Here is a 25,595-nt window from a genome sequence, read left to right as displayed (position 1 = left end):
ACAGTTCAAAAAGCGTTAAAGAGCCTTGTTGCTTACAAACGGCTCTTTAACGCTTTTTGTTTCTTTATTCAGGTAATCTTCGGATCATTTCATAGCACATTCTCGAATTATGATACAGACCTTTCCAAGAATCGGAAATGTTTTCTGGTGTCGTATATTTCTTGCTTCGCAGGGATGATATTGGGTTACCTCCTTCATCGATACGCGAAAACCATTCACCACCAGGCCTTGGATCATGAATATACGTTTTAATATAATTCCATGCATTAGCGGAAAATTGGATAAACTTCTCGTCCTGTGTTAGTTGATAAGCATTGTAAAACCCTATTACAGCTTCTGCTTGTCCCCACCAAACTCTCGTTTTGTTGACCATACCATCTATCTTGGCATCGAATATAGAACCATCTTCTGCAATTCCTTCCTCTGCAACCTTAATGGCCATTTGCTTGTTGATTTCCAAGACGTCCGGCCTATCCAACTTGGTAACATCCAACGTCTCTGTTAATAGCCAGCTCGTTTCAATATCATGTCCATAAGAAAATGTATTTTTCGTACGATTCCATTTTTCATCAAAAGCAACATGACAAAAATGTTGTTGACGATCGAAAATTTTTTCGGAAAATAAATCAAGCAAATGATCAATTCTCTTCAGTAGATGCTTTTCGGGCCATACACTATAGAGATTCGTATATGCCTCTAAAAGATGTAAATGGCTGTTCGTTGTATATACCGTTCCTAAACCTTCATTTAAAAGCTCATTGTCTTTAAGTTTCCAATCAATGGTGAATTCTTCGTTATACCCCTTATTTTCTGGAGAGTAGCACCTCTCCTCAAGCATATGAAAAAGAGTGATTGCGAGCTCCAGTGCCTCATTATTCCCGGAAGCTTTTGCATACTCACTTAGCCCATAAATAGCGAAGCTTTGTGCATATACATGTTTTTCGCTAATAATCTGCCTTCCCTTGTAATCTACTAACCAATAAATTCCCCCATGTTCATGATCCCATAACTTTTCTTTTAAAAATTGATAGGCATGCGTTGCAGCTTCTAAGTACTGTTCTGCCTGCGTTAATAAATAGGCACCTGAAAAGGACCACAGATGTCTTGCACCAATAACCCCGCCTTTAGGGCTATTTGGATCCACATTTAATTGAAAATCTACTTTCCCATAAAAGCCGCCGTTCTCACGGTCTAGTAAATTAGTCCAAAAAGGCAAAATTCGCTCATTAAGTTCTTGTATGAAATCTATCTTTTTCATTATCATGCCTCCACTTTTTGTGGTTCTACAATATTTCGAACCCATTTTTGTGTTAAAGTGCGCTTTATCCCGAGAATGGCGCGAATAATTTCGTGAGAATTTGCGCAGAAATAAACCATATATAACGGAAAGTGAAAGTAAACACTTATCGCAGCTAATGGTAGCCCCCATATCCAAACACCAAGCGTATCCAGCCACATTACATACTTGGTATCTCCACCAGCCCGTAAAATTCCAACATTATTAATATAATTTACGTTTTTCGCAATCGAGATAATGACATAGGTATAAATTAAGCTGTGTACCAAAGTTGCTACCACGGAAGTAATTTTATACAAAGGTAGAATGAATGGTAATGTTAAAATAATGAGAATGCCAATAATAAAGGAAAGTATAATGGTAATCTTAATGAATTGCTTTGCGAATTGTACCGCTTTTTCCTTTCGATTAGCCCCAATTTCATTACCAACCATAACGGATGATGCGTCACTGATTCCAGCAAATACACAAGTAAATATAAAGATAATCGGATCAATCATGGATATCGCTGCTGTCTGATCGGTCCCCATTTTCGCGTATAGCCAAAAATAAACCGTATCACCAACTGTCCAAGTGGCGTGATTAATAATAGATGGAAAAGTGATTCGAATGTAATCCTTGCTTAAAGTGCTTCGAAAAACATCGAGATTTTCCTTTATTATTCTCCACGTAATAAATTGTTTTCGAACTAACAGGTTAAAGAGCAGCGCTGTCTGGACAATTCTTGAAATTAGAGTAGCAATAGCTGCACCTTCCGTTCCTAATTTTGGAGCACCCCAATTCCCATAGATTAATAGGAAGTTCAAAAAAGTATTTAATACAAGCGCCAGTACACTGTAATACGTTGGACGCCGTACTTCTCCTGTAGTTTTGAGAGCCACCACAAATATCATCGAAAGCGCGGTAAAGAGATAGCTATAACCAATGATGGATAAAAAGTGACTGCCAATCTCCTGTACACTTCGATCGGAAGAAAAGATGCCTATTATATAAGGAGAAAATAATTGGGTAATCAGCGAAAAAATTAAGGAAAAAGCCGCAATGATAGCACTTACAAAAATAGTCGAGCGACTGATGCCACTTTTGTTTTTTGTTCCCCAATATTGTGCACAGAAAATAGTTGCCCCACTTGCAAAACCTTGAAATAACACAGTCGGTATTTGCGAAAACTTATTCGCGACACCAACTGCTGCAATACTGTCCACCCCTAATCTACCAACCATTATAGAATCGATAATGTTTAAACTGGATGTAATTAAAAGTTGAATGGTAATTGGTACTGTAAAATAAAGCATTTTTTGATAATATTCTTTTTTGCTTTCGTTCAAAACCTCACATTCCTTCAAATAAATTCTTTACTAAAATAATTTGTAAATATATAATAATTTACAACAAAAGTATATACAAATCAATACAAATGATTATTGTTATATGTTCTTTTGAGGGAAGGGGTATGTAGGGTGAATTTTATAAAAGGCTTCAGCTTTGGTTATATGAGTAAAAGAGGAGGATGGAAAGAGGAAAAGGCAAAGGAAAGCTTACGATTATTAAAAGAAAGATGTGCCATTGACCATATTGTTTTAACAGTAGTTGCGGAGCAAGATAAGCCACAGTCAACAACCATTAATTGGAAAAATCACCAGGATGTTGTAAGCGATGAAGAAATTATTGGGATGATTGAGTATGCTCAATCATTGGATTTAACCGTCATATTAAAACCAATGGTTAATGTTTCAGATGGTACATGGAGAGCTCATATAAATTTCTTTGATACAGATGTTCCTTGTGAACCTAAATGGTCTGAGTGGTTTAAGGCATACAATGAATTTATTCTTCATTATGCAGATATTGCTGAAAAAACAAATTGTTACATGTTTGTTGTAGGTTGTGAAATGGTAAATGCTGACCGAAGGGAACAAGAATGGCGCAGCCTAATCGATGAAGTGCGCAAAGTTTATAGTGGGCTTGTTACTTATAATTGTGACAAATATCAGGAGGATATATTGAAATGGTGGGATGCGGTAGATGTTATTTCTTCAAGCGGCTATTATCCAATTGATTCGTGGGAAGAACAACTGGATCGATTCGAAAAGGTAGTGAAACACCATCAAAAGCCATTCTTTTTTTGTGAAGCAGGCTGTCCAAGCTGGGTAGGTGGAGACCTCCTTCCAAATGATTGGACGCTCCGCGGTGAACCGGATGTGGAAGTACAGAAAAGATGGTATGAAGAAATGTTCCGTGCAACAAGTAAAAGAGCTTGGGTACAGGGATATGCTATGTGGGATTGGAAGGCCAATCTTTATCCGATGGAAAGGGCTGAAATTGATCAAGATTATGCCGTATACGGAAAACCTGCAGAAAAGGTTATCCATGATTATTATAGTAGTATAAAATAATCTGTATAAAACCTTCCAAATTTATTATAAAACCAAGGAGAATATACTATTTTTTATATAAAGATATACTTGTTTTAAATAAAGTAATAAACTTTAAAAATAAAAGTATATACAAATAAAATAAGAAGTGCTAAAATGACCTTGTAAGCGTTTGCTACTAAAAATGAAACTAACTAAAAAGCGATAAAATAGGGGGTATAAGAAGTGTTGAAGAAAAAGCTATTTCGTGTATCACTCGCAGCTGGCGCACTCGCACTAATGCTAGGTGCTTGCAGTAACGGATTGAGTTCCTCGGGTACAGATAAGGGAGGAAAAGAAACTATTACATTCATTAACCATAAAACCGACTGGACTGGTAATGGGAAATGGAAGGAATACACTAAAGAATTTAACCAAAAATACCCAAATATTAATGTGAAGGTAGAAACTATTACGGATTATGCAGGGCAAATGAAAATTCGTATGAACTCTAAAGATTACGGCGATGTTTTTATGCTTCCAGATACAGTGAAGCCGCAGGACTTTAAAAACTTTGTGGAGCCACTTGGAAAACAAGCAGAACTTGAGAAGAAATATATGGCTTTATCCAATAAATCATACAATGGCACTACATACGGTATACCAATTGCGGTTAATACAACAGGAATACTTGTAAATATGAAAGTGTTCAAGGATGCAGGAATTAATGAATTCCCTAAAACGCCTGAAGAGTTTGTTACAGCATTAAATACAATTAAGAAAAAGAATCCTGATGTAACACCGTTGTATACAAATTATGCATCAAACTGGGCAATGGCTAACTGGGATTTTGTTCGTACAGGTGCTTCCGGCGATGCAGACATTACGAATAAGATGACTACAGACAAAGAGCCGTTTGCTAAAGGAAAAACGATGAATACTATCTATAAAGTTTTGTTTGATGCAGTGAAAAATGGGGACACGGAGGCAGATCCGTCCACTACAGATTGGGAACAATCCAAGCAAGATTTAGCTGATGGAAAAATTGGTGCGATGGTATTAGGAAGCTGGGCAATTGAACAAGTTCAGGCATTAGCAAAGAATCCGGATGACATTCAATTTGTTGCTTTCCCAATGACGGCTGAGGATGGAAATCAATATGCTGCAATTGGTCCAGACTACAATATCGCGATTAACGTCCACAGCCAACATAAAAAAGCTGCACGTGAATTCTTAGATTGGTTTATTAATGACTCAAATTACTACAAAGACACTGGCGCAATTTCAGCAGTGAAAGGAAAAGATTACCCTGCAGCATTAAATTCAATGAAGGAAGCTGGCGTTAAATTTATTGAAGCTAATCCAGCGCCAAAAGGTAAAGAATCATTATTTAGCGATATAAATAATGAGGCCGAGATTGGTTTGGATACAACAGATGCAACAAAGCAGCGTATTGTAGATGCTGCAAAGGGAAATACAAAAGAATCCTTTAATCATATTATGGATGATTTAAATAAAAAATGGGGAAATGCAGTTAAAAACGTAACGGGTAAATAATTCCCACTCTAATAGAGAAACCTATTCTTTTGATAACCGGTGGGATAATAAAATGGAAGATGTTCCATTTTGTCCCCCGGTTATTCTATTTTTTAATAGAATAAAAAAATAATAGAACAAGCTAGTATATTGGTAGTCCTTCCGAAAGGTTTTTTTCTTCTTTGAAAAAACCTATCGAAAGGGCTATCAACTCCAAAAGTATGTTTAAGAGATGTATAATCGGAAGTTAGTTAAAGATTAAGGAGTCGCGATATGAATAAATTAAATCTGAGCTATAAGGCACAAAGAAGATTAATTATTATTCTTTTTTCAGCTATACCTGTTTTCCTATTGTTATTATTCTCCTATGTTCCTTTAGTAAAAATGTTGCAGTATAGCTTTACTAATTGGGATGGAATTAGTCCGAAAAAAAATTATGTAGGTTTTGAGAATTATATAAAGGTATTTACAACACCGGAATATTTTTCTGTATTTAAAGTTAGTTTATATTATTTTGTTGCTACATTTGTCCAACTGGCGATTGCACTTTATTTTGCGACAATTTTAAGTTTTAAGGTAAAATTAGCGAATTTATGGAAAGGAATATTGTTTTTTCCTTACCTATTAAATGGAGTTGCCATAGGGTTTATCTTTTTATATTTCTATAAAGGTGGAGGAACATTAGATACGGTCCTAAACTTTCTAGGTTTAAAGAGTCAGATTCATTTATGGCTCGGAGATCGGTCCATCAATAATATATCCATGGCATTTACTTCCGTTTGGAGGTATATGGGATTCAACTTTATTATTTTCTTAGGTGCCATCCAATCAATTGATCCTCAAATTTATGAAGCAGCAGAAATTGATGGTGCGAATAAATGGCAGCAGTTCAAGTATATTATTCTGCCAAGTATTAAACAGATTGTATTTTTGAACATCATATTAGGTGTTAGTGGATCACTAAGTGTATTTGATATCCCATATATTATGACTGGCGGTTCCAATGGAACCACGACATTTGTTATTCAGACAGTAGACACGGCCTTTAAATATAGCAAGCTGGGACTAGCTTCCGCAATGGCAGTGATTCTGTTAATAATTGTTTTAGCCGTAACTCTAATTCAAAGATTATTAACAAGAGAAAGGGAGAGAGTTTAATATGCAAGTGCAAAATACAGTTGTCGAAAGTAAAACAGCTACTACTCCCGCAACAGTATATATAAAGAAATGGCTTGGATTTTTGATCAAGTACGGCAGTTTAATAATAGGGGCACTGGTTGCTATTATACCTGTACTTGTTGTTTTTATAGGTTCATTTAAGTCAAGAGATGAATTTATGAAGTCGGGTGTGCTTGCGTTACCGAAGCATTTTACATTTGAAAATTACGTAACTGCCTTTGTTGATGGACAAATGTTAACGGGTTTTAAAAATACCATTTTCATATTTGTGGTATCCATCATCGGAAAGCTATTATTGGGAACAATGATTGCATATGTCTTAAATCGCTTTGACTTTAAGTTAAAAAAAGGAATTATGGCTTTATTCTTAATTGCTACTTTAATTCCTGCTATTACAACCCAAGTTGCTACATTTCAAATTGTTAATGGACTAGGTTTATTTAATAAAATATGGTCGATTATCGTATTGAATCTTGGAACGGATGTAATATCTGTTTATATCTTTTTGCAATATTTGGAGGGTATTTCTGTCTCCCTGGATGAAGCTGCTATTTTGGAAGGGGCATCTTACTTCCAAATTTATCGCAAAATTATTTTACCATTATTGAAGGCGCCGATGATTACCGTCTTAATTATTAGCGGTGTAGGAATATACAATGATTTTTATAACCCATTCCTATATATGCCTGATCCCGCTTTAAAAGTAATTTCAACTGCATTATTTGCTTTCAAAGGACCATATGGAACGAATTGGCCAGTTATTTTAGCAGGAGTAATAATAGTAATATTGCCGATATTAATTGTGTTCCTTGTTCTTCAAAAATATATTTATAACGGGGTTTCCGGATCTGTGAAATAACATAAAAATATTCCTAGCGTAGCAATATGCTAGGAATATAAACTATCCTTTTCGTTAACATCACAAATAGAGGCGGTGCAAAAAAGATAAATACAATGAGATTTATCTTAATAAGTAAGCAAAGCGCCAGTAAGGTTAAACAAATAACAACACTATTAATGGGTCGTCTAATGCAGGTATCGAAGGCCAAAGCGTAAATCCATTTAATATTATTGGATTTTTTTTCTTCTTGGGATAGAAAATATACACTATATACCGAAAAGATCCACAACATGCAAGTAAGGATGATAAGGGGAATCTGTATAAACCCTAGGAAAGGATACTCAGTAAATAGGAATGAGTATAGACTCATAAGGGAAATTCCAGTGAATAAAAATAGCAAGAAGGACACCCATTTTTGTTGCTTAAACTCATGGAAAGCATTTGTATATATCGCCTTTACAGAAGTGTTTCCATCCTCTCTGCTTAATTCTCTAATGCTTTTGATTAAGCCTATTGCTGCGGGGAAAAATCCATATATAAAACCACTTCGAAACATAAATAGCCAAAAGTATAATCCTATAATGGAATATTGCGAGAATTGATCAATGAAATGTATTAACTTATTTTTCAATTTGTTCACCTTTTTTATTCAATATAACTATATATATACCTGTAAATGATTGTTTTTTCAAGAGATATCCTGTTTTCTATCATATAAAAAGTTTATACAAAAATAATGGGCAATAGACAATGATATAGAAATGTATATAATTATAGTTGAAAAGGTATTGATGTTAACTGGCTGTTGTACAAGGATAAAAATGAATAATGAAATCTAAATAATGCCAGCTTAAATATAAAAATCCATTATGGGAAATATTTTTACAAACATTCATGAAAATCAAAGCTTAAATAAAACATGAAAATATATCGTTTTTTTAGAATAAAATTAGGGTGGTTTTTAACATGGTAAAATATCAAGCAATATCGAATGAAATGAGAGAGCGGATCAAAAAGGGGTATTATCCCATTGATCAGCCTATACCGGATGAACACACTTTGGCAGAAGAATTTAATTGTAGTCGTTTGACGATGAAAAGGGCTCTAGATATTCTGGTTATGGAAGGGCTTTTATCTAGAAAGCGCGGACATGGGACGTTTATCATTCAGTCCCCAGCTGATGATAATACGGTAAATGTCATCAGTGATGTAAATATTGGCTTGTCCAATCTTGTTGGCAGTGAAGTAGTAAAAAGTAAGGTAATTGTATTTGAAATCCAGTTTCCTTCTGAAAAAGTTGCAAATCAATTAATGATTGATATGGATACTCCTGTGTACCATATTATTAGATTGCGCGTTGTCAAGGATGAACCATATGTAATGGAAGAAACGTATATGCCTGCTAATTTAATTCCTGGAATCAATGATCAAGTATTGCATTCATCTATCTACAATCATATTAATAAAACTCTAGAGTTAAAAATGGGCGGGGCTCATCGAAAGATTAGAGCATGCAAATCCAATGAATTAGATCAGAAATATTTAGATTGCAAAATTGATGATCCTATTTTGGAAGTAGAACAAGTGGGCTTTTTATTAACCGGTGTACCGTTTGAGTACTCTTTTTCTAGACATCGTTATGATAAGTTCGTTTTTTCCACTGTAACGGTAAATAGATAAGGAATGTTTGTTTGTGAAAGTAATGTTGGTGAATTCTTTTAGAATTCTAGTTGGGAAATGAACAAAATGGAAAGTGGGGAGTAACAATGGTATATCTAGCGGAGCAAAGTCGTTATGAAAAAATGAAATATAATCGATCGGGTAGATCAGGATTAATGCTTCCTGCGATTTCACTAGGACTTTGGCATAATTTCGGAGGGGTGGATACCTTCGAAAATGGCCGGGCAATGTTACGAAAAGCCTTTGATTTAGGAATTACTCATTTTGATTTGGCAAATAACTATGGTCCCCCAGCAGGAGCTGCTGAAGAAATGTTTGGACAAATGCTAAGAGATGATTTTGCTCCATACCGTGATGAAATGATCATTTCCACAAAAGCTGGTTACTATATGTGGCCGGGGCCTTATGGAGATTGGGGATCTAGAAAATATTTAATCTCTAGCTTAGATCAAAGCTTAAAACGAATGGGATTAGAGTATGTGGATATCTTCTATCATCATCGTCCGGACCCAAATACTCCATTAGAAGAAACCATGGGTGCATTAGATGCGATTGTACGCCAGGGTAAAGCTTTGTATGTGGGAATTTCCAATTACAGTGCCGAGCAAACAAAAGAGGCAATTGAGATAATGAATCGCTTGGGTACTCCATTGACTATCCATCAGCCAAGCTATTCTATGTTCAATCGTTGGATTGAAGATGGCCTTCAGGATGTGTTGGAGAAAAATGGGGTAGGGTCTATTGCCTTTTCTGCATTAGCGCAAGGGCTATTATCCAATAAATATGTTTCTGGTGTACCTGCAGATTCTAGAGCAGCAAAACCAACAGGTTACCTAAGTGAGAAGGATGTCACAGCAGATGTCGTGAACCGAGTCCAAAAGCTTAATAAGATAGCACAAGAACGCGGACAAAGTCTACCGCAAATGGCACTTGCATGGGTGTTGCGCGGAGGAAGGGTCACGTCTGCTTTAATTGGTGCCAGCAGAGTTAGTCAACTAGAAGAAAACATAGCAGCATTGAATAATTTGACGTTTTCAAATGAAGAATTAAAGTTGATTGATGAAATACTACAAAGTTAGTCGGTAAAGAAGGATGGATATATTTCCACCCTTCTTTTTTTATGGAATAACCCATATTGCATTCATGCACCTATCATAAGTGTCCATGTCAGGTGGACAAAGCTTCAAAATGTCCACGAGCGGTGCCTGGCACCATATTTGAATAATTATATTTTTTGACAAAAGTCAACAATTTTCGAAGATTGATAGCGTATTCAAAAAGTTGTGCTATAATGAAAATAAAAACTACAACTAAGGAGAAATAGCGATGTTGAAAGACTTTTTTATGGGCTTATCCAAGAATCAATTTCTTAATACAGCAGCAAAAAAATACGGATTAAAATTAGGCGCACAAAATGTTGTAGCTGGAACGAATATAGAGGAAACCATTCAAAGCATTAAAGAGCTTAACGCTCACGGCATTGCTTGTACGGTTGATAACTTAGGAGAGTTTGTATATAAGGAAGAAGAGGCAATCGAAGCAAAAGAGCAGATCCTGAATGTCATCGAGGCGATTCATGAAAATGGAGTAGATGCACATATTTCCTTAAAACCAACCCAATTAGGATTGGATATCGATTATACCTTCTGTTTTAATAATTTAAGAGAAATAGTAGATCGCGCCAGCCGATACGATATTCACGTAAATATTGACATGGAGGATTATGGACATCTGCAGCCTTCATTTGATATTATAGATGATTTGTCTCGTGAATATGATAATGTAGGTACCGTTATTCAGGCTTATTTCTATAATGCCCAAGAAAATCTTGAAAAGTATAAAAACTATCGTTTGCGTATTGTGAAAGGTGCGTATAAAGAGCCAAAAGAATATGCTTTCCAAGAGAAAAAAGAAATAGATTCTAACTTCGTTAAATTAATAGAATGGCATTTACTTAATGGAAAATTTACATCTATTGCAACACATGATCATCACATCATCAATCATGTGAAAAAGTTTGTAAAAACACATAATATTCCAAATGATAAATTTGAATTTCAAATGCTTTATGGTTTCAGAAGAGACCTACAATTGCAACTTGCAAAAGAGGGTTATAATTTCTGTACGTATGTGCCATTCGGGAAAGATTGGTACGGATACTTTATGAGACGTCTTGCCGAAAGACCGCAAAACGTAAATCTTGTGGTAAAACAAGTATTTAATAAAAAGACGAATACAATGATTGGCTTGGCCGCAGGAGCATTTGTGCTGGGAAGATTGTCAAAGAAAAAAGGCAAATAATATTTTTTTAAAAGAATCCATTTATTTTTAAAAAAGGCTTATAGCTGGTATTTCCTAAGTTAATAGGAATATACCAGCTTTTTTATTGAAGCATCTGCTATGAAAATAAAAACTTAGATACTTTATCATTCTTTGAATTAGAAAGAAACGAAAATCATAATATTGACTTCTATATAAAGCATTTTTCTTCGAGTTTTTCTGTATATAAGAATGAACTTTTACTAACACAAAGCGAAATGATTGAGGATTTGAATGTGCCAATTATTCCTTTAACTGATTCGATGGCAATCCTTCCGATTATTGGAATGGTAGATACGAAACGTGCTAAAAACATTCAATTACGAGTGTTAGAGCAAATACATAAGCAGGAATTAAAGCATGTCATTATCGATTTATCCGGTGTCGCATACTTGGATACTGGTGTACTTAGTCATTTATTTAACATTATTAATGGTATTCGAATTCAAGGCTGCAATGCTGTGTTAACTGGTATACGACCTGAGATTACTAACTCTATCGTGGAATTGGGAATTGATTTACATGAAAAAGTAGAAACAAAGGGAACACTTAAGCAAGCTATCTCCGAATATAATCAAAGCATATCTCTAGTTAAATAGATAAAATGCAAGAGAGTTGGTATGATGCCCGCATTGTGCTGGACCAACTCTCAATTGCGTTAAATGTATCTACTGCATAAAAAGTAGATGGTTTCCGCCTGGTGTAAATCTGGGTAATGAACTATTTAATTCTTCGTACTTATTAGCGGTTCGAAAAATCCCTTCTCTTTTCCTTTATCTTTGCCTCTAATAATGCAACCCAGTGGCATCCACCTGCATACACTATATAGGAGGAATGGGGAAAGGAGTGTGGAAAGTGAAAATTAATTCCCTTGTGTTTTACTTTCGATATTATCCAACCAAGCCTTACAAAAGATATATCGGGATGTTATTAGGTATCGGCGGTTCATTGATTGGTCTCTCTACATGGCTGGTATCCTTTCTCTCCTATGACGGGGAACATTCAGGGACATGGGATATTTATACAAGAGCTGAATATACTATTTTTCTTTTTTTACCAAGTTCCATAGCACTCATAGCAGCCTTTTTTCAGAAAAACTATTTAATGTGGCTTTCCTTCTTACTGTCTACACCAATTATTGTGAGTACCCCTGGGACCGTAAATAACCTTTCCCTTTTTTATCTACCAGGATTATGCTTTTTTGTCTCATCCCTTTTTATGCGCAAAATTTCTTTAAGCAAGAAGGATAAAGAGGAGTTAGAAAAAATTATTTTTGATGAAGTAAAGATGATTGAAAATGAAGTAATTAGGCGGTTAAGTGACATAACACTGGCGGAAGAGCCTCTTTTAAATAGGGACCGAAAAAAGCTAACCACCTTTATGATTGCAAGAATATATCAACTGAATATACGGTTTGCTAAGGATCTAAAAAGAAACTATGAGAATTATAAGAAGTCTAGGGGAGAGGCATTTGCTAATACGTATAGACTTGGGGTATTTTACTATATTACAAGATCCAATGGAATATGGGACTTAAAAAGGATCATTGGAGACGGGACAATATATACATTTCGGGGGGAAGAGAAAAACGGTGAATATATCGGAAACCATCATTTCGGTTATATGGGGAGTGCTGCAGGATTTAGCTGTAACATGCTGAGAATCACGGCCGGGATGTATCAAGTATATTCGAGAACATCACATTGGAAATATCTGTTTTCTTATTTTGATCATCCCGAGGATTCAAACGCAATTGCAGATGGCTGCACTGATTATGTTAGTGGATACCGTTTTTAATCATTCTCTTCGGAGTCTGCAAACTGTAACCTTCCATTTTTCAATGACGGCTGATGACCCATACATCCTTCTGGAAAAATAAATGTCCATGGCATGCTTGTGGCAGGTTCAATCTTTAGTGCTGGGAGAGTAAAGGAGTAAGTTGCGATCATATTCCTGTCCTCCCAGTACTGAAGCTTTTTGTTCTGGAAGGTAATCATTTGTTCACCAAAGTTTTGGACAAGTACAGTTACAAGCAATTCCCCCTTGTGATTTATCGCTTCCCATAAGGGGGTGAACTCAATGTTTTTAGTAATTACTGGAGCGGTTTGAAGAAATACTTGTTGAATTCGTTCCCTGTCTTTTTCTGATATCGTTTTATCCCACGCAGATTCAAATTGAAGCTTTTGCATTCAGTGGACCTCCTTTTAACAGTATTTTACCATAAGATTTGGAGATGACATGTTTGGAGAAGGCTTGGAAATTTTCATTGGTATCTTAACCGACTTCTGCATTGTCAGCATGTAAAGTTTCCTTTACATATTTTATAGACAACTCTTTCTAGATTTCATCTATTTCTTATACGAATTTCGCTTTTCCCGAGATAGTTATTGTAATATAGAGAGTAAGATATCGATTTTCGAGGTGAAAGCTAACAGTGGAATTACCTAAAGAATTTCTTTCCAAAATGAAAGATTTACTGAAAGATGAATTTGATGATTTTTTACAAAGCTATGAGGAGCCCAAAATTCAAGGCTTGCGTATCAACACATTAAAGCTATCGATAGATGACTTTTTAAGCATCAATCCATTTACGTTAGAACCGATTCCGTGGGTAAATGGAGGCTTTTTCTATCAAGAGGAGAACCGCCCTGGCAAGCATCCTTACCATGAGGCCGGTTTGTACTATATTCAGGAGCCAAGTGCAATGGCTGTAGGGGAAATAGTAGATCCACAACCGGGAGAAAAAGTATTAGATTTGTGTGCTGCACCTGGTGGAAAATCTACACATATGGCTGCCAAAATGCAGCAGCAAGGGCTTTTGATATCCAATGAAGTTTATCCGGCACGTGCAAAAATCCTTTCGCAAAATGTGGAAAGAATGGGGATAAAAAATGCAATCGTAACGAATGAAACGCCGGCAAAATTAGCAGAGAGATTTCCTAATTTTTTTGATCGCATCATGGTGGATGCGCCATGTTCAGGTGAAGGGATGTTTCGCAAAGACCCTGGAGCTAGGGAGGAGTGGAGCATAGAGAATGTTGAAGTATGTGCAGAACGACAGTTGGATATTCTCGGACATGCAGCTACAATGCTTCGTCCAGGAGGCAGACTAGTCTATTCAACCTGTACCTTTTCTCCGGAAGAGAATGAGGGGGTTATTAGCCAGTTTTTAAAACAAGATTCCCGATTCGAAATAGAAAATGTTCAAGTCTATCCAGGATTTGATCATGGAAGGAAAGAATGGGTATCTGATGCAGCTGTGAATATGGAAAAGACTATTCGTATTTGGCCGCAGCAAGTACGTGGAGAGGGACACTACATCGCTGTTCTTCGAAAGATAGATGAAGAAGAGACAACCAAGTGGAAATATGCAAAAAGTTTAAAGGATCAAAAACAGTTGAAGGATTTTTTCCAATTTGCGAAGGAAACCTTGAAGCAAACTCCAAAAGGGGAATTTGTCATCTTTGGAGATCAATTGTACTTGTTGCCTGAGGGAATGCTCTCTTTGGAGAATTTAAAAATAGTGCGTCCAGGGTGGCATCTTGGAACAATCAAGAAAAACCGCTTTGAACCATCCCATGCACTAGCTCTGTCGTTAAAAGGATCGGATGTACAGCACAAGTGGAACTTAGATAAAAATTCACCTGAAATGATGGCATATTTAAAAGGTGAATCGATAAAAGCAGAGGGTCCAAAGGGATGGTATTTAGTACAAGTAGATGGATATTCCATCGGCTGGGGGAAACTTGCAAATGGTGTCTTGAAAAATCATTTTCCAAAAGGGCTACGATGGATGGGGATATAAGTAAGTGTTTACTTATGGAAAAAGGAGGTTTGACCTTGAAGGTCTTAGTAGCATTAGATTCATTCAAAGGCAGTATTTCTTCCATAGAAGGCGGAAAGGCGGTTGTGGAAGGTATATTACCAGTGTTTCCAGATGCTGATATTGTCGCGCTCCCACTTGCAGATGGTGGAGAAGGAACTGTAGATGCCCTTGTTCATGCAACAAACGGAAGATATATAAAGATTCCCGTTATAGGTCCATTACATGAAAAAGTCCTAGCTGCATATGGAATACTGGGGGATGGACAAACCGCAGTGATAGAGGTGGCTGCTGCCTGTGGGCTTACTCTTGTTCCGCCAGCAAAGCGAAATCCACTTTCGACCACTACTTATGGTGTTGGGGAGCTTATATTGGATGCAATAGAAAAGGGATGCCGAAAGTTTATAATCGGACTTGGTGGAAGTGCTACGAATGATGGCGGTCTTGGAATGCTCCAAGCATTAGGTTACCGTTTTTTAGATAAACGAAATCAATCGGTGGGGGTTGACGGAAAATCATTAAAGCATATTGAAAGAATCGTCCTTAATCATGTGCATCCCAAGCTGAGAGATTGTGAGTTTGACATTGCTTGTGATGTCCATAATCCTTTATATGGTCCAAATGGCGCAGCGTATATATTTGGTCCGCAAAAAGGAGCTAATCAAGAGATGGTGGAGGAACTCGACGAAGGTCTCCGCCATTTTGGCATGGTGATTGAACAACAATTAGGGCTAAATATTAGTGATATATCAGGAGCTGGAGCAGCTGGCGGTCTTGGTGGAGCCTTTGCTGGATTTTTAAATGGTCAGCTGCGATCAGGTACCCAGTTAATATTAGATGTTCTTCAGATAGAGAGTCATTTGCAAAGCGCAGATTTTGTTATTACCGGCGAAGGGCGATTGGATAGTCAAACGGCGATGGGGAAGGCACCGTATGGAATAGCTGAGTTAGCAAGCAAGTATCAAGTACCCGTTATTGCATTGGCTGGTGGCATTTCCACAGATTCCTCTGCTTTAAATAATCTCGGTATCACATCCTATTTTTCTATTATGAATGAACCAATGTCACTCGAGCAGGCAATGGATTGTAATAAGGCCTATGAAAATTTAACATTCACTTCTAATCAATTATTTCGATTGATAAAGGCAGTATTATTTAAAGAAGGTTGACGAAAGCGATTTTTTTATGATAATAAATAAATGATTAGCACTCTGGTGGTGAGAGTGCTAAAATGTAGATAGAATCTATGTATTGGAAGGGAGATTATCAAAATGGCGAAGAAAGAGTTCAAAGCTGAATCGAAAAGGCTGCTCGAGATGATGATTAACTCCATTTATTCTCAAAAGGAGATTTTTTTGCGAGAGTTAATTTCTAACTCAAGTGATGCGATTGATAAAATCTATTACAAAACCTTAACGGATGATACACTCACCTTTAATAAGGATGATTATTACATAAGAATTGAAGCGGATAAAGATAACCGCTTATTAAAGATATCTGATACTGGTATTGGAATGACTAAAGAAGAGCTTGAAAATAACCTTGGAACCATTGCCAAGAGCGGTTCGCTTGCATTTAAAAATGAAAATGAATTAAAGGATGGCCATGATATCATTGGTCAATTCGGGGTAGGGTTTTATTCTGCCTTCATGGTAGCAGACGTTGTAACCGTGATCAGCAAGGCTTTGGGCAGTGAGGAAGCATACAAATGGGAATCTACTGGTGCTGATGGATACAGTATTGAACCATACGAAAAAGACACAGTTGGTACAGAGATTATTTTAAAAATTAAAGAAAACACCGAAGATGAATCCTACGATGAGTATTTAGATGAGTATCGTTTAAAATCCATTGTTAAAAAGTATTCCGATTTCATTCGCTATCCAATTAAAATGGAGGTTACAGGAAGCAGACCGAAAGAAGGCAGTGATAACGAGTTTGAGGATTACAAAGAGGAACAAGTGATAAACAGCATGGTTCCGATTTGGAGAAAAAATAAAAGTGAGTTAACAGACGAAGATTACGAGAATTTCTACCAAGAAAAACGTTACGGATTCGATAAGCCTCTAAAACATATTCATATCAGTGTGGACGGAACAGTAAGATACAATGCGATTCTGTTCATCCCTGAAAAGACACCTTTTGACTATTATACAAAGGAATTTGAAAAGGGCTTAGAATTGTATTCCAGCGGTGTTTTAATCATGGAAAAATGCGCCGATTTGCTTCCTGACTATTTCAGCTTCGTCAAAGGAATGGTTGACTCCGAAGATTTATCATTGAACATCTCAAGGGAAATCCTCCAACAGGATAAACAGTTGAAGTTTATTGCGAAAAACATTAAGAGCAAAATTAAACGTGAGCTAGAAGGCTTGCTCAAAAACGATCGTGAGAAATATGAAAAATTCTACGAATCCTTTGGCAGACAATTAAAGTTCGGTATGTATAGTGATTTTGGACAAGATAAAGAGGTACTTCAAGATTTGGTGATGTTCTATTCATCAAAAGAAAAGAAATTAGTCACTTTGGATGAATATGTATCCAGAATGCCAGAAGACCAAAAATATATTTACTATGCAACTGGTGAGACAAATGAACGAATTGAAAAGCTGCCGCAAACGGAACTAGTAGCAGATAAGGGCTATGAAATCCTCTATTTCACGGATGATATTGATGAGTTTGCGATTAAAATGTTGATGACCTATAAAGAGAAGGAATTTAAATCCGTATCAAGCGGCGATCTTGGCATTGAGGAAGATAACCAAGATACTACAGAATCCGAAGAAAAGGAAAACAAAGATCTGTTTGACTTCATGAAAGAAGTCCTGACTGGTAAAGTGAAGGATGTAAAAGTTTCCAAGCGTTTAAAAACACATCCGGTATGTTTAACAGCAGATGGCGACCTATCCATTGAAATGGAAAAAGTTCTTAATGCAATGCCAAACAACCAAAATATTAAAGCAGAAAAGGTATTGGAAATTAACATCAATCATGAAGTATTCCAGTCTCTGAAAAATGCGTTTGAAAACGATAAAGATAAGCTAAAATTATATACAAACTTACTATACAACCAAGCTTTATTAATTGAAGGCTTGCCAATTGGCGACCCGGTTGAATTTACGAATGATATATGTAAAGTGATGGTATGATAATGGTTAGGCACTCGATTTTTCGGGTGTCTTTTTATCTAAGGCTCTTTTCTTAGTATTATTGGAAATCTCATAACTTAAGATCTATATTTCCTTCAAGAAAAGTTGCCCCGAAAAAAAGCAACTGATGAAAGACCACAATCTATACAAAACATCCTTATCTAAAAGGAGCATTTCATGAACGAGAAATATTTTGATGCGTTATTAAACATTAAAACACGAGAAGAGCAAAAGGGATTTTTGAAGTCCATGCATTATCATCGCTATGAGCCAACCCCTTATCAAGCTCTTGACACCTTATTTGAAGACTATGTAATCACAAGCAATGATCGGGTGGTTGATTTTGGCTGTGGTAAAGGAAGGCTAAATTTTTACATACATCACTTTTTTCATGCAACAGTGGTAGGAATAGAAATGAATGAACAATTTTTTCGGGATGCAATGTCAAATCGGGAAAGCTATTTAAAAAAGCATCATCGAGGGAAAGAAAAGATTCATTTTCATTGCTGTTTGGCGGAGGATTATGAAATTGATTCGCTGGATAACCGATTTTACTTTTTTAACCCGTTCTCTGTGCAAATTTTTATGAAGGTGGTTCATAATATTTTGCAATCCGTTGAGAAAGTTCAGCGGAGAGTTGAGTTAATACTATATTATCCCGCAAATGAATATGTCTATTTTTTAGAAAATCAAACTGCCTTTACATTGAAGCAAGAGGTACCTTTGCCGGGTTTAATCGAACGTAATTTTAATGAAAGATTTTTAATCTATGAATTAGACTGATATTCGAGAATACTATATTATCTATATATAAATAATTTTTTGAATAGGGGACAGGATGATGAGTGAACAAGATCCGTTGTGGCAAGCTTTTAAACAAACAAGCTATCAAGCTTCCGGTCATGGGAAAAGAAATATGCAAGTTTTAAAAGATGCTTTTGCTGATATAGATGGCTCTTTAGCAAGTGATGGGTATGGAACAGGAAAGGTCATAGAGGATTTTCAAGAGAAGATAGCAAAGTTTTTGGGAAAGGAAACAGCAGTATTCTTTCCAAGCGGTACGATGGCACAGCAAATTGCATTGAGAATTTGGTGTGATGAAAAGGGATTAAAGAAAGTGGCATATCATCCGCTTTGCCATTTGGAATTACATGAAGAGGACGGACTAAAGGAACTACATCATATTGAGCCAGTTTTACTTGCGGATGAAACGAGAGTAATAGAACTGGAGGATGTTGTTGGCTTAGAAGAGGAAATTGCTTGTTTATTGCTGGAATTGCCGCAACGTGAAATTGGCGGGCAATTGCCGGATTATGAAACAATCGTGTCGATTTCTTCTTATTGCCGAGAAAAAGGTATAAAGCTTCATTTGGATGGTGCACGGCTTTTTGAAATTATCCCATATTATCAAAAGTCTGCTGTGGAAATTTGTGAGCTTTTTGATAGTGTTTATGTTTCTTTTTATAAAGGAATTGGTGGGATTGCAGGAGCTATTCTGGCTGGAGATAAGGAATTTACGGAGCAATCAAAGGTTTGGAAGCGACGTCACGGCGGCGATCTCATTAGCTTATATCCGTATATCGTAAGCTCTGACTACTATTTTGATAAGAGAGTATCCAAGATGGAGCAATATTATGAAGAAGCGAAACAGCTTGCTGCTCTTTTTAATCAATGCCATTCTGTTAAGACAATGCCTGTGGTGCCAGTTTCGAATATGTTTCATGTTCATTTTGATGTTGGAAAGGAAGAGCTTGAACCTATTTTAATAGAGATATATAAAGAAACTGGTGTCGGTCTAACTAGCTATTTGCGTGAGACGAGTGAAAGTGCATGTTCTTATGAGGTAAGTATTGGGGACCAATATGAACAGGTTCCGAAAGTAAGGTTAGAGACAGTGTTTGAATTGTTAAATGAAAAATTAAGTACAAGGTAATTGTATAAAAGGAACTCTTTTCTAATTAGGAAAGGGTTTTTTTATGAGCAGTATTTAGTTTGAGCGATTGCTAAGTTCGATAAAGGTCTTCAATTTGCGGTTCGTTCCCAAAATGGCAGGAATGTGGAGGTCACGAGTATCATGAAAACCCTAGGAAAGTCATATTTTTTAAATCTTTCAGAAGTATTGCTGGCTGCAGTGATGTATAATTTAACTATATAGAAAATTCTTTAAATAAAACAATCGCTTTTCAAGCAGAAGGAAAATAAACGGGTAAAGCCAGTTGAATCATGGTGCTGAAAAGATACCTAATTATCATGTATAACAAGGGTTATAAAATTTCATCAGCAATAGAGGAAATCTTGAGGTTGTAGGAGACATAGCAAGATAAGATATTTAATGCATATATTATAATTAAGAAAAGTAAGCGCTTCCTATGAGATTAAGTAAAAACAATCAAATAGATTAGGAGAGATCACAATGACTCATCCTTATTTAACAGAAGACCATGATATTTTTCGAAAATCATTTAGGAAATTTTTAGAGAAAGAGGCTTATCCCTATTATGAAAAATGGGAAGAGGAGCGAATGATTCCGCGAGCTTTTTGGAAAAAGATGGGGGAACATGGGTATCTATGTCCGGATATCGCTGAGGAATATGGTGGAAGTGGAGTAGACTGGGGATTCTCAGTCATAATAAACGAAGAGCTTGAACGGGTTGGCTCCAGTATGATCGGAATTGGGCTCCATAATGACATTGTAGTTCCTTACATTCACTCATACGGAACAGTGGAACAAAAGCAAAAATGGCTGCCGAAATGTGCAACTGGTGAAATCATAACGGCGATTGCCATGACGGAGCCTGGTACAGGGTCCGATTTGTCTAATATAGAAACTACTGCAAAGCTGGAAGGTGATCATTATCTATTAAATGGTCAAAAGACATTTATTACGAATGGAATCACGGCGGACCTAGTAGTGGTGGCTTGTAAAACAGACGCCCATGCAGTACCGAGGCATAAAGGAATTAGCCTGCTTGTTGTGGAAAGAGATACCCCAGGATTTTCAAGGGGCAGGAAGCTTCAGAAAGTGGGTCTGCATGCCCAAGATACAGCAGAATTGATTTTTGAGGATTGCAAAGTTCCAAAGGAAAACTTGCTTGGTGCAGAGGGACACGGATTCCGTTATTTAATGGAAAAACTCCAGCAAGAAAGGCTTATTGTTGCGATTGCAGCTCAAGTTGCATCGGAAGAAATGTTGCGAAATACGATTGAATACGTGAAAAGCCGGCAAGCTTTTGGAAAATAGGTTAGTTCCTTTCAAAATACACAATTTAAAATCGTAGAAATGGCAACAGATATTGAAATGGGTCGCACCTTTTTAGATCAGTTGATAACCGACCACCTACGCGGGGAAAATATTGTGACTAAGGTTTCAATGGCAAAATGGAAGCTAACAGACACGGCACGAAGGATTGCAACAGAATGTATGCAGCTGCATGGCGGATACGGATATATGGAGGAATATGAGATTGCTAGACGTTATCGCGATATACCAGTCGCAAGTATTTATGCAGGGACTAATGAGATTATGAAAACAATTATTGCTAAGAACTTAGGGCTATAACGCAATTTATTGCGATGAGGAGGAAAAAGATGCGGGATGTCGTGATTGTAGAAGCAGTACGTACAGCTGTTGGAAAAAGAAATGGATTTTTAAAGGAGTACCGTCCAGATGATTTAGCGGGAGCTGTTTTAAAAGAGCTTGTGGATCGGGCCGGATTAGATTCTTCATTTGTGGAAGATGTGATCTTGGGTTGTGTTTCCCAGATTGGAGAGCAAACAGGAGATATTGCTAGAGTGGCAGCATTAATAGCTGGTTATCCGAAAGAAGTGCCAGGAGTTACAATTGACCGACAATGTGGTTCAAGCCAACAGGCTGTTCACTTTGCAGCTCAAGCTATCCTATCTGGGGATATGGATATAGTTGTTGCGGGCGGAGTGGAAAACATGACACGTGTCCCAATCGGCTCCAGCTACCAAGGTGTACCGGTTAGCAAGAAGTTGAAAGAGAAGTATGAGATTATTCATCAAGGATTGTCCGCCGAAAGAATTGCAGAGAAATACGGTTTTACAAGGGAAGAATTAGATTGCTTTTCGCTAGAAAGTCATCAGAAGGCATTAAGTGCGCAGGAAAAAGGCTTTTTTACAAAGGAAATTATGCCTCTTCCAGTAACATTAGAGGACGGAACCAAGATAATATTTAAGGAGGACTCTGGTCCGCGGAAAGAAACAACATTAGAAGCGCTAGGAAACTTAAAGCCTGCTTTCAAAGAAAATGGACTTATTCATGCAGGAAACTCCAGTCAAATTAGTGATGGGGCAGCTGCCTTATTATTAATGTCGAGTGAAAAGGCAGAGAAGCTTGGATATCAGCCAAAATTCCGGATACACACTCGGGTTGTCATTGGCTCCGATCCTACATTGATGCTGACAGGTCCTATAGCCGCAACGGAAAAGGCATTGAGCAAAGCGGGTCTCACCATAGATGACATCGATGTTTTTGAAGTAAATGAAGCATTTGCACCTATTCCTCTGGCTTGGCTAACAGAAACAGGTGCTGATCCAAAAAAATTAAATCCAAATGGTGGAGCAATCGCTCTAGGGCATCCATTGGGGGGAAGCGGTGCCAGACTCATGGTAACGATGCTGCACGAACTGGAGCGTACAGGCGGAAGATATGGTTTGCAAACCATGTGTGAAGGTCTTGGAATGGCAAATGCGACGATAATTGAGAGAATCGGCGAATAAGAAGCTTTTGGAGAAGTTAACCTAGGGATTGGACTTGAAGATGGACCCAAAAGACGGCTAACCGTAATTGGTGGCCGTTTTGATATTGCACATGGGGACTATAGTGCCCAAGATGAGGGCAAGGCGGAGAGCGGGAACAATAATAGAAGAATCGTGTCTATTTCCTAGGTGCATATGCCTCTATATACCGACAGAAATGCGATTTCATTAGTTATATCTATCAATCATGTAAATAGTATATACTCATGCTATAAAATATATTTTTTTATATTCTATTAAAAAGCGTTAAAGTGTGTAAGATTTGGGGAGGAATTTCGATGGGACAAGTGGGAACGAAATGGGGAATCATCGCAACATGGGCCATGGCATACGATGGTGTAAAAAAAGCTGCGTACGAATTAAAAAATAATATAAGTGCCGCAGATGCCTTGGTAACAGCAATCAAGGAAGTTGAAAATAATCCATATTATAAATCTGTTGGGTTTGGCGGCCTTCCGAATGAACAGGGAATCGTAGAGCTGGATGCAGCTTTTATGAATGGCGATAATTTCAATATTGGTGCTGTGGCCGGGATTCAAGATGTAAAGAATCCAATTTCTGTTGCCCGGAAACTAAGTGAACAACAATTTAACCGGTTTCTAGTAGGAGATGGGGCAACGATTTATGCACAAAAAAATGGCTTTAAACGAGTGAATATGCTGACGGATTCCGCGAAATCAATTTGGGAAAAACGGATAGAAGAGATGAAACACCGTGAATTAAGTCCTTATGATGGGCATGATACAGTAGGTGCGGTTTGTTTAGACACTAAAGACTCAATGGTGGCAGGAACATCGACGTCAGGATTATTTATGAAAATGCAGGGACGTGTTGGAGATTCCCCTTTATCGGGCTCAGGATTTTACGTTGACAGTGAAATAGGTGGTGCTTCTGCAACAGGTTTGGGAGAGGATCTAATGAAGGGCTGTCTTAGCTATGAAATCGTCCGACTAATGGGAGAGGGGCTTACACCACAGGCGGCAGCAGATAAGGCAGTATACGAATTTCATGATAAATTAACAAGAAGAAAAGGAAAGGCTGGCGCAATGTCCTTGATTTGTATGAACACAAATGGGGAATGGGGAGTTGCGACAAACGTGGAGTTTCCGTTTGTGGTCGCTACTGAAAAGGAAAAGCCCAAAATCTATGTTGCGAGAAAAGGGGAGGGGCATTCTACCATTATAGAGGTGGCTACCCAGGAATGGCTCGATAATCATGAAGAATAAGGATCTGGTGATAAGATGTTAAAAGAAGTATGCGTGGAAAATTTTACGGTTATCCCCGAAGTTATTGCAAGAGGGGCTGACAGGATTGAATTATGCGATAATCTTTCCGTTGGAGGCACAACCGTAAGTCATGGTGTTGCATCCAAATCCATTCAATATTGTAAGAGTAAAAAGATAAAGGTTATGGCCATTATTCGACCACGTGGCGGAAACTTTATTTATAACCAGGATGAATTGGAAATCATGTGCTCTGATATTATCCACTTTAAGAAATTGGGAATCGATGGTGTTGTAATCGGCTGTTTAAATAGCAGAGGATGGATCGATGGGAAGGCAATGAATGTTTTGTTAGCGGCTGCTTCCGGATTAGATATTACATTTCATATGGCATTTGATCATATTAAGCAGGAAATGCAGCTCGATGCCATTGATTGGTTGATAGAACATAGGGTCAATCGTATTTTGACTCATGGAGGGCCCTTGAATATATCAATCGAGGAAAATCTGCCTACCCTTCAAAAATACATAGACTATGCGGCTGGCAAAATAATTATCATGCCGGGTGGAGGCATAACAGACCAAAATGCAGTAAGTATTGCAGATTATCTGAAGGTGCACGAATTGCACGGAACCAGAATTGTAGGATAATGAGAAAGGCGGGTGTTCGTCCGAAGTGAAGAAACACCTGCCTTTGTAAAATTATATGGGGAAGATGTTAGAAATGAAATAGCATAGATAATAAACTTCTTTTCCTATTTATTTTAAATGAGTTGACTTGAATTTCCGAATTTTCCTTTGAACTTGATTCAGCTAATTTTCTCTCTAAAAATTCAACTTTCAAATGAAGCCTTTTGATCTCGCTTTCGAGATCTTCTATTTCTTTTCTGTGGGTTAATAGTTGATAAGAGACAACATTATCGGCTTTTTCATTTACCTTTTTTTCCAATTCATCTATTCTTTGAAGAAAGGTATCAACAGTAGTAGTTTCCTTTGGAAGAATTGCTGTTTTTCCTTTGCGGTTTTTGTTTCGGGAGATAGTAACATTGTGCAGAAATGTTCCATTTTGAATTTGTTTCTTAATTTGTTTTAACATCGTAATATCTTCATCACAAATATCATAATGTCCAAGCTCATTGCGATTCATGTCAAGATCCAACTCTTTAATCCAACGCTTTAACGTGCTTTGGGAAATACCTAGTAGTTTCGCTGCCGTTGCCGTATTCAAGTGAATATTCCTCCTTCTCATTTGGCCGAAGATATTGTAGGGGATTAGAATGAAATTTGAGTAAATTAATGATCTCGCCGTTATGTTTTTTTATATACATTCTCCCTTAATATTCAGATTCCTTTGCGTTTGACAAAACTAGTATTGCTTCGGCAAAGAAAGTGCATTTCCAACTGAATTTTTT

The 25,595-nt window shown here is 37.2% G+C and carries 22 protein-coding genes and 1 pseudogene; 18 read left to right on the top strand and 5 right to left on the bottom strand.

Annotation, left to right across the window (positions count from 1 at the left end):
• Positions 1-64: 64 nt before the first annotated feature.
• Both CWO92_RS18050 and CWO92_RS18045 read right to left on the bottom strand, forming a co-directional pair.
• A complete protein-coding gene (locus CWO92_RS18050) occupies positions 65-1,258 on the bottom strand; it encodes an AGE family epimerase/isomerase (protein ID WP_165786707.1) in 1,194 nt (397 codons plus the stop codon).
• A gap of 2 nt (positions 1,259-1,260) precedes the next feature.
• Positions 1,261-2,625: an MATE family efflux transporter gene (locus CWO92_RS18045; RefSeq protein WP_101355606.1), complete on the bottom strand. Its 1,365-nt coding sequence runs from the start codon at positions 2,623-2,625 to the stop codon at positions 1,261-1,263.
• A 132-nt stretch (positions 2,626-2,757) separates the two neighbouring features.
• Here CWO92_RS18045 and CWO92_RS18040 point away from each other — a divergent pair, with 132 nt between their 5' ends.
• From CWO92_RS18040 to CWO92_RS18025, 4 genes are all read left to right on the top strand, one after another.
• Positions 2,758-3,693, top strand: coding sequence for a glycoside hydrolase family 113 (locus tag CWO92_RS18040; protein ID WP_101355605.1), 936 nt, complete (start codon positions 2,758-2,760; stop codon positions 3,691-3,693).
• Between the two features lie 204 nt (positions 3,694-3,897).
• Positions 3,898-5,208, top strand: a complete 1,311-nt coding sequence (locus tag CWO92_RS18035) for an ABC transporter substrate-binding protein (protein ID WP_233269718.1) — start codon at positions 3,898-3,900, stop codon at positions 5,206-5,208.
• Positions 5,209-5,460: 252 nt separating this feature from the next.
• Positions 5,461-6,345: a carbohydrate ABC transporter permease gene (locus tag CWO92_RS18030; RefSeq protein WP_101355604.1), complete on the top strand. Its 885-nt coding sequence runs from the start codon at positions 5,461-5,463 to the stop codon at positions 6,343-6,345.
• Between the two features lies 1 nt (position 6,346).
• Positions 6,347-7,225, top strand: a complete 879-nt coding sequence (locus CWO92_RS18025; RefSeq protein ID WP_101355603.1) for a carbohydrate ABC transporter permease — start codon at positions 6,347-6,349, stop codon at positions 7,223-7,225.
• A gap of 13 nt (positions 7,226-7,238) precedes the next feature.
• On the opposite strand, the gene CWO92_RS26595 is transcribed toward CWO92_RS18025, so the two are convergent.
• Complete coding sequence (locus CWO92_RS26595) at positions 7,239-7,847, bottom strand: DUF624 domain-containing protein (RefSeq protein ID WP_367593495.1); 609 nt, start codon at positions 7,845-7,847, stop codon at positions 7,239-7,241.
• 326 nt (positions 7,848-8,173) lie between these two features.
• On the opposite strand from CWO92_RS26595, the gene CWO92_RS18015 reads away from it, so the two are divergent.
• The 5 genes from CWO92_RS18015 (at position 8,174) to CWO92_RS17995 (ending at position 13,003) form a co-directional block, all read left to right on the top strand.
• Positions 8,174-8,887 carry a GntR family transcriptional regulator gene (locus CWO92_RS18015; protein ID WP_101355601.1) on the top strand — a complete coding sequence of 238 codons (714 nt, stop codon included), beginning with the start codon at positions 8,174-8,176 and terminating at the stop codon, positions 8,885-8,887.
• Between the two features lie 86 nt (positions 8,888-8,973).
• Complete coding sequence (gene mgrA / locus CWO92_RS18010; protein ID WP_101355600.1) at positions 8,974-9,966, top strand: L-glyceraldehyde 3-phosphate reductase; 993 nt, start codon at positions 8,974-8,976, stop codon at positions 9,964-9,966.
• A gap of 247 nt (positions 9,967-10,213) precedes the next feature.
• Positions 10,214-11,188 carry a proline dehydrogenase family protein gene (locus CWO92_RS18005; protein ID WP_101355599.1) on the top strand — a complete coding sequence of 325 codons (975 nt, stop codon included), beginning with the start codon at positions 10,214-10,216 and terminating at the stop codon, positions 11,186-11,188.
• A 254-nt stretch (positions 11,189-11,442) separates the two neighbouring features.
• On the top strand, positions 11,443-11,805 hold the full coding sequence (locus CWO92_RS18000) for an STAS domain-containing protein (protein WP_158175425.1): 363 nt from the start codon (positions 11,443-11,445) through the stop codon (positions 11,803-11,805).
• A gap of 256 nt (positions 11,806-12,061) precedes the next feature.
• A complete protein-coding gene (locus CWO92_RS17995) occupies positions 12,062-13,003 on the top strand; it encodes a polymorphic toxin type 44 domain-containing protein (RefSeq protein WP_165786706.1) in 942 nt (313 codons plus the stop codon).
• Here the strand turns inward: CWO92_RS17995 and CWO92_RS17990 are convergent.
• Positions 13,000-13,395, bottom strand: coding sequence for an SLAP domain-containing protein (locus tag CWO92_RS17990; RefSeq protein ID WP_101355596.1), 396 nt, complete (start codon positions 13,393-13,395; stop codon positions 13,000-13,002). The two genes, CWO92_RS17995 and CWO92_RS17990, sit on opposite strands and share 4 nt — an antisense overlap.
• Positions 13,396-13,640: 245 nt before the next feature.
• Here CWO92_RS17990 and CWO92_RS17985 point away from each other — a divergent pair, with 245 nt between their 5' ends.
• The 9 genes and pseudogenes from CWO92_RS17985 to CWO92_RS17945 all read left to right on the top strand — a co-directional run bounded on the left by CWO92_RS17985 (position 13,641) and on the right by CWO92_RS17945 (position 24,834).
• A complete protein-coding gene (locus tag CWO92_RS17985; RefSeq protein WP_101355595.1) occupies positions 13,641-15,011 on the top strand; it encodes an RsmF rRNA methyltransferase first C-terminal domain-containing protein in 1,371 nt (456 codons plus the stop codon).
• 35 nt (positions 15,012-15,046) lie between these two features.
• A complete protein-coding gene (locus CWO92_RS17980; protein WP_101355594.1) occupies positions 15,047-16,198 on the top strand; it encodes a glycerate kinase family protein in 1,152 nt (383 codons plus the stop codon).
• Positions 16,199-16,300: 102 nt separating this feature from the next.
• Positions 16,301-18,178 carry a molecular chaperone HtpG gene (gene htpG, locus CWO92_RS17975; RefSeq protein ID WP_101355593.1) on the top strand — a complete coding sequence of 626 codons (1,878 nt, stop codon included), beginning with the start codon at positions 16,301-16,303 and terminating at the stop codon, positions 18,176-18,178.
• 177 nt (positions 18,179-18,355) lie between these two features.
• Complete coding sequence (locus CWO92_RS17970) at positions 18,356-18,961, top strand: class I SAM-dependent methyltransferase (protein WP_101355592.1); 606 nt, start codon at positions 18,356-18,358, stop codon at positions 18,959-18,961.
• A gap of 58 nt (positions 18,962-19,019) precedes the next feature.
• Positions 19,020-20,111, top strand: coding sequence for a threonine aldolase family protein (locus tag CWO92_RS17965; protein WP_101355591.1), 1,092 nt, complete (start codon positions 19,020-19,022; stop codon positions 20,109-20,111).
• 480 nt (positions 20,112-20,591) lie between these two features.
• Positions 20,592-21,737, top strand: a pseudogene (locus CWO92_RS17960) (acyl-CoA dehydrogenase family protein).
• A 29-nt stretch (positions 21,738-21,766) separates the two neighbouring features.
• A complete protein-coding gene (locus CWO92_RS17955; RefSeq protein ID WP_101355590.1) occupies positions 21,767-22,921 on the top strand; it encodes a thiolase family protein in 1,155 nt (384 codons plus the stop codon).
• 317 nt (positions 22,922-23,238) lie between these two features.
• A complete protein-coding gene (locus CWO92_RS17950; RefSeq protein ID WP_101355589.1) occupies positions 23,239-24,186 on the top strand; it encodes a glycosylasparaginase in 948 nt (315 codons plus the stop codon).
• A gap of 15 nt (positions 24,187-24,201) precedes the next feature.
• Positions 24,202-24,834 carry a copper homeostasis protein CutC gene (locus CWO92_RS17945; RefSeq protein ID WP_101355588.1) on the top strand — a complete coding sequence of 211 codons (633 nt, stop codon included), beginning with the start codon at positions 24,202-24,204 and terminating at the stop codon, positions 24,832-24,834.
• 67 nt (positions 24,835-24,901) lie between these two features.
• On the opposite strand, the gene CWO92_RS17940 is transcribed toward CWO92_RS17945, so the two are convergent.
• A complete protein-coding gene (locus tag CWO92_RS17940; protein ID WP_158175420.1) occupies positions 24,902-25,411 on the bottom strand; it encodes a MerR family transcriptional regulator in 510 nt (169 codons plus the stop codon).
• Positions 25,412-25,595: the final 184 nt, after the last annotated feature.

It is taken from the genome of Heyndrickxia camelliae, from assembly GCF_002844575.1.
Classification (GTDB): domain Bacteria; phylum Bacillota; class Bacilli; order Bacillales; family Bacillaceae_C; genus Margalitia; species Margalitia camelliae.
The sequence above is the reverse complement of the archived record's forward strand: the minus strand, read 5'-3'. Positions and strand labels throughout refer to the sequence as shown.

Bases quoted from the DNA above. Each gene is read 5' to 3' on its own strand.
- CWO92_RS18050 (WP_165786707.1), bottom strand. From the start codon at position 1,258: ATGAAAAAGATAGATTTCATACAAGAACTTAATGAGCGAATTTTGCCT.
- CWO92_RS18030 (WP_101355604.1), top strand. From the start codon at position 5,461: ATGAATAAATTAAATCTGAGCTATAAGGCACAAAGAAGATTAATTATT.
- CWO92_RS18025 (WP_101355603.1), top strand. From the start codon at position 6,347: ATGCAAGTGCAAAATACAGTTGTCGAAAGTAAAACAGCTACTACTCCC.
- CWO92_RS18015 (WP_101355601.1), top strand. From the start codon at position 8,174: ATGGTAAAATATCAAGCAATATCGAATGAAATGAGAGAGCGGATCAAA.
- mgrA (WP_101355600.1), top strand. From the start codon at position 8,974: ATGGTATATCTAGCGGAGCAAAGTCGTTATGAAAAAATGAAATATAAT.
- CWO92_RS18005 (WP_101355599.1), top strand. From the start codon at position 10,214: ATGTTGAAAGACTTTTTTATGGGCTTATCCAAGAATCAATTTCTTAAT.
- CWO92_RS17990 (WP_101355596.1), bottom strand. From the start codon at position 13,395: ATGCAAAAGCTTCAATTTGAATCTGCGTGGGATAAAACGATATCAGAA.
- htpG (WP_101355593.1), top strand. From the start codon at position 16,301: ATGGCGAAGAAAGAGTTCAAAGCTGAATCGAAAAGGCTGCTCGAGATG.
- CWO92_RS17970 (WP_101355592.1), top strand. From the start codon at position 18,356: ATGAACGAGAAATATTTTGATGCGTTATTAAACATTAAAACACGAGAA.
- CWO92_RS17965 (WP_101355591.1), top strand. From the start codon at position 19,020: ATGAGTGAACAAGATCCGTTGTGGCAAGCTTTTAAACAAACAAGCTAT.
- CWO92_RS17955 (WP_101355590.1), top strand. From the start codon at position 21,767: ATGCGGGATGTCGTGATTGTAGAAGCAGTACGTACAGCTGTTGGAAAA.
- CWO92_RS17950 (WP_101355589.1), top strand. From the start codon at position 23,239: ATGGGACAAGTGGGAACGAAATGGGGAATCATCGCAACATGGGCCATG.
- CWO92_RS17945 (WP_101355588.1), top strand. From the start codon at position 24,202: ATGTTAAAAGAAGTATGCGTGGAAAATTTTACGGTTATCCCCGAAGTT.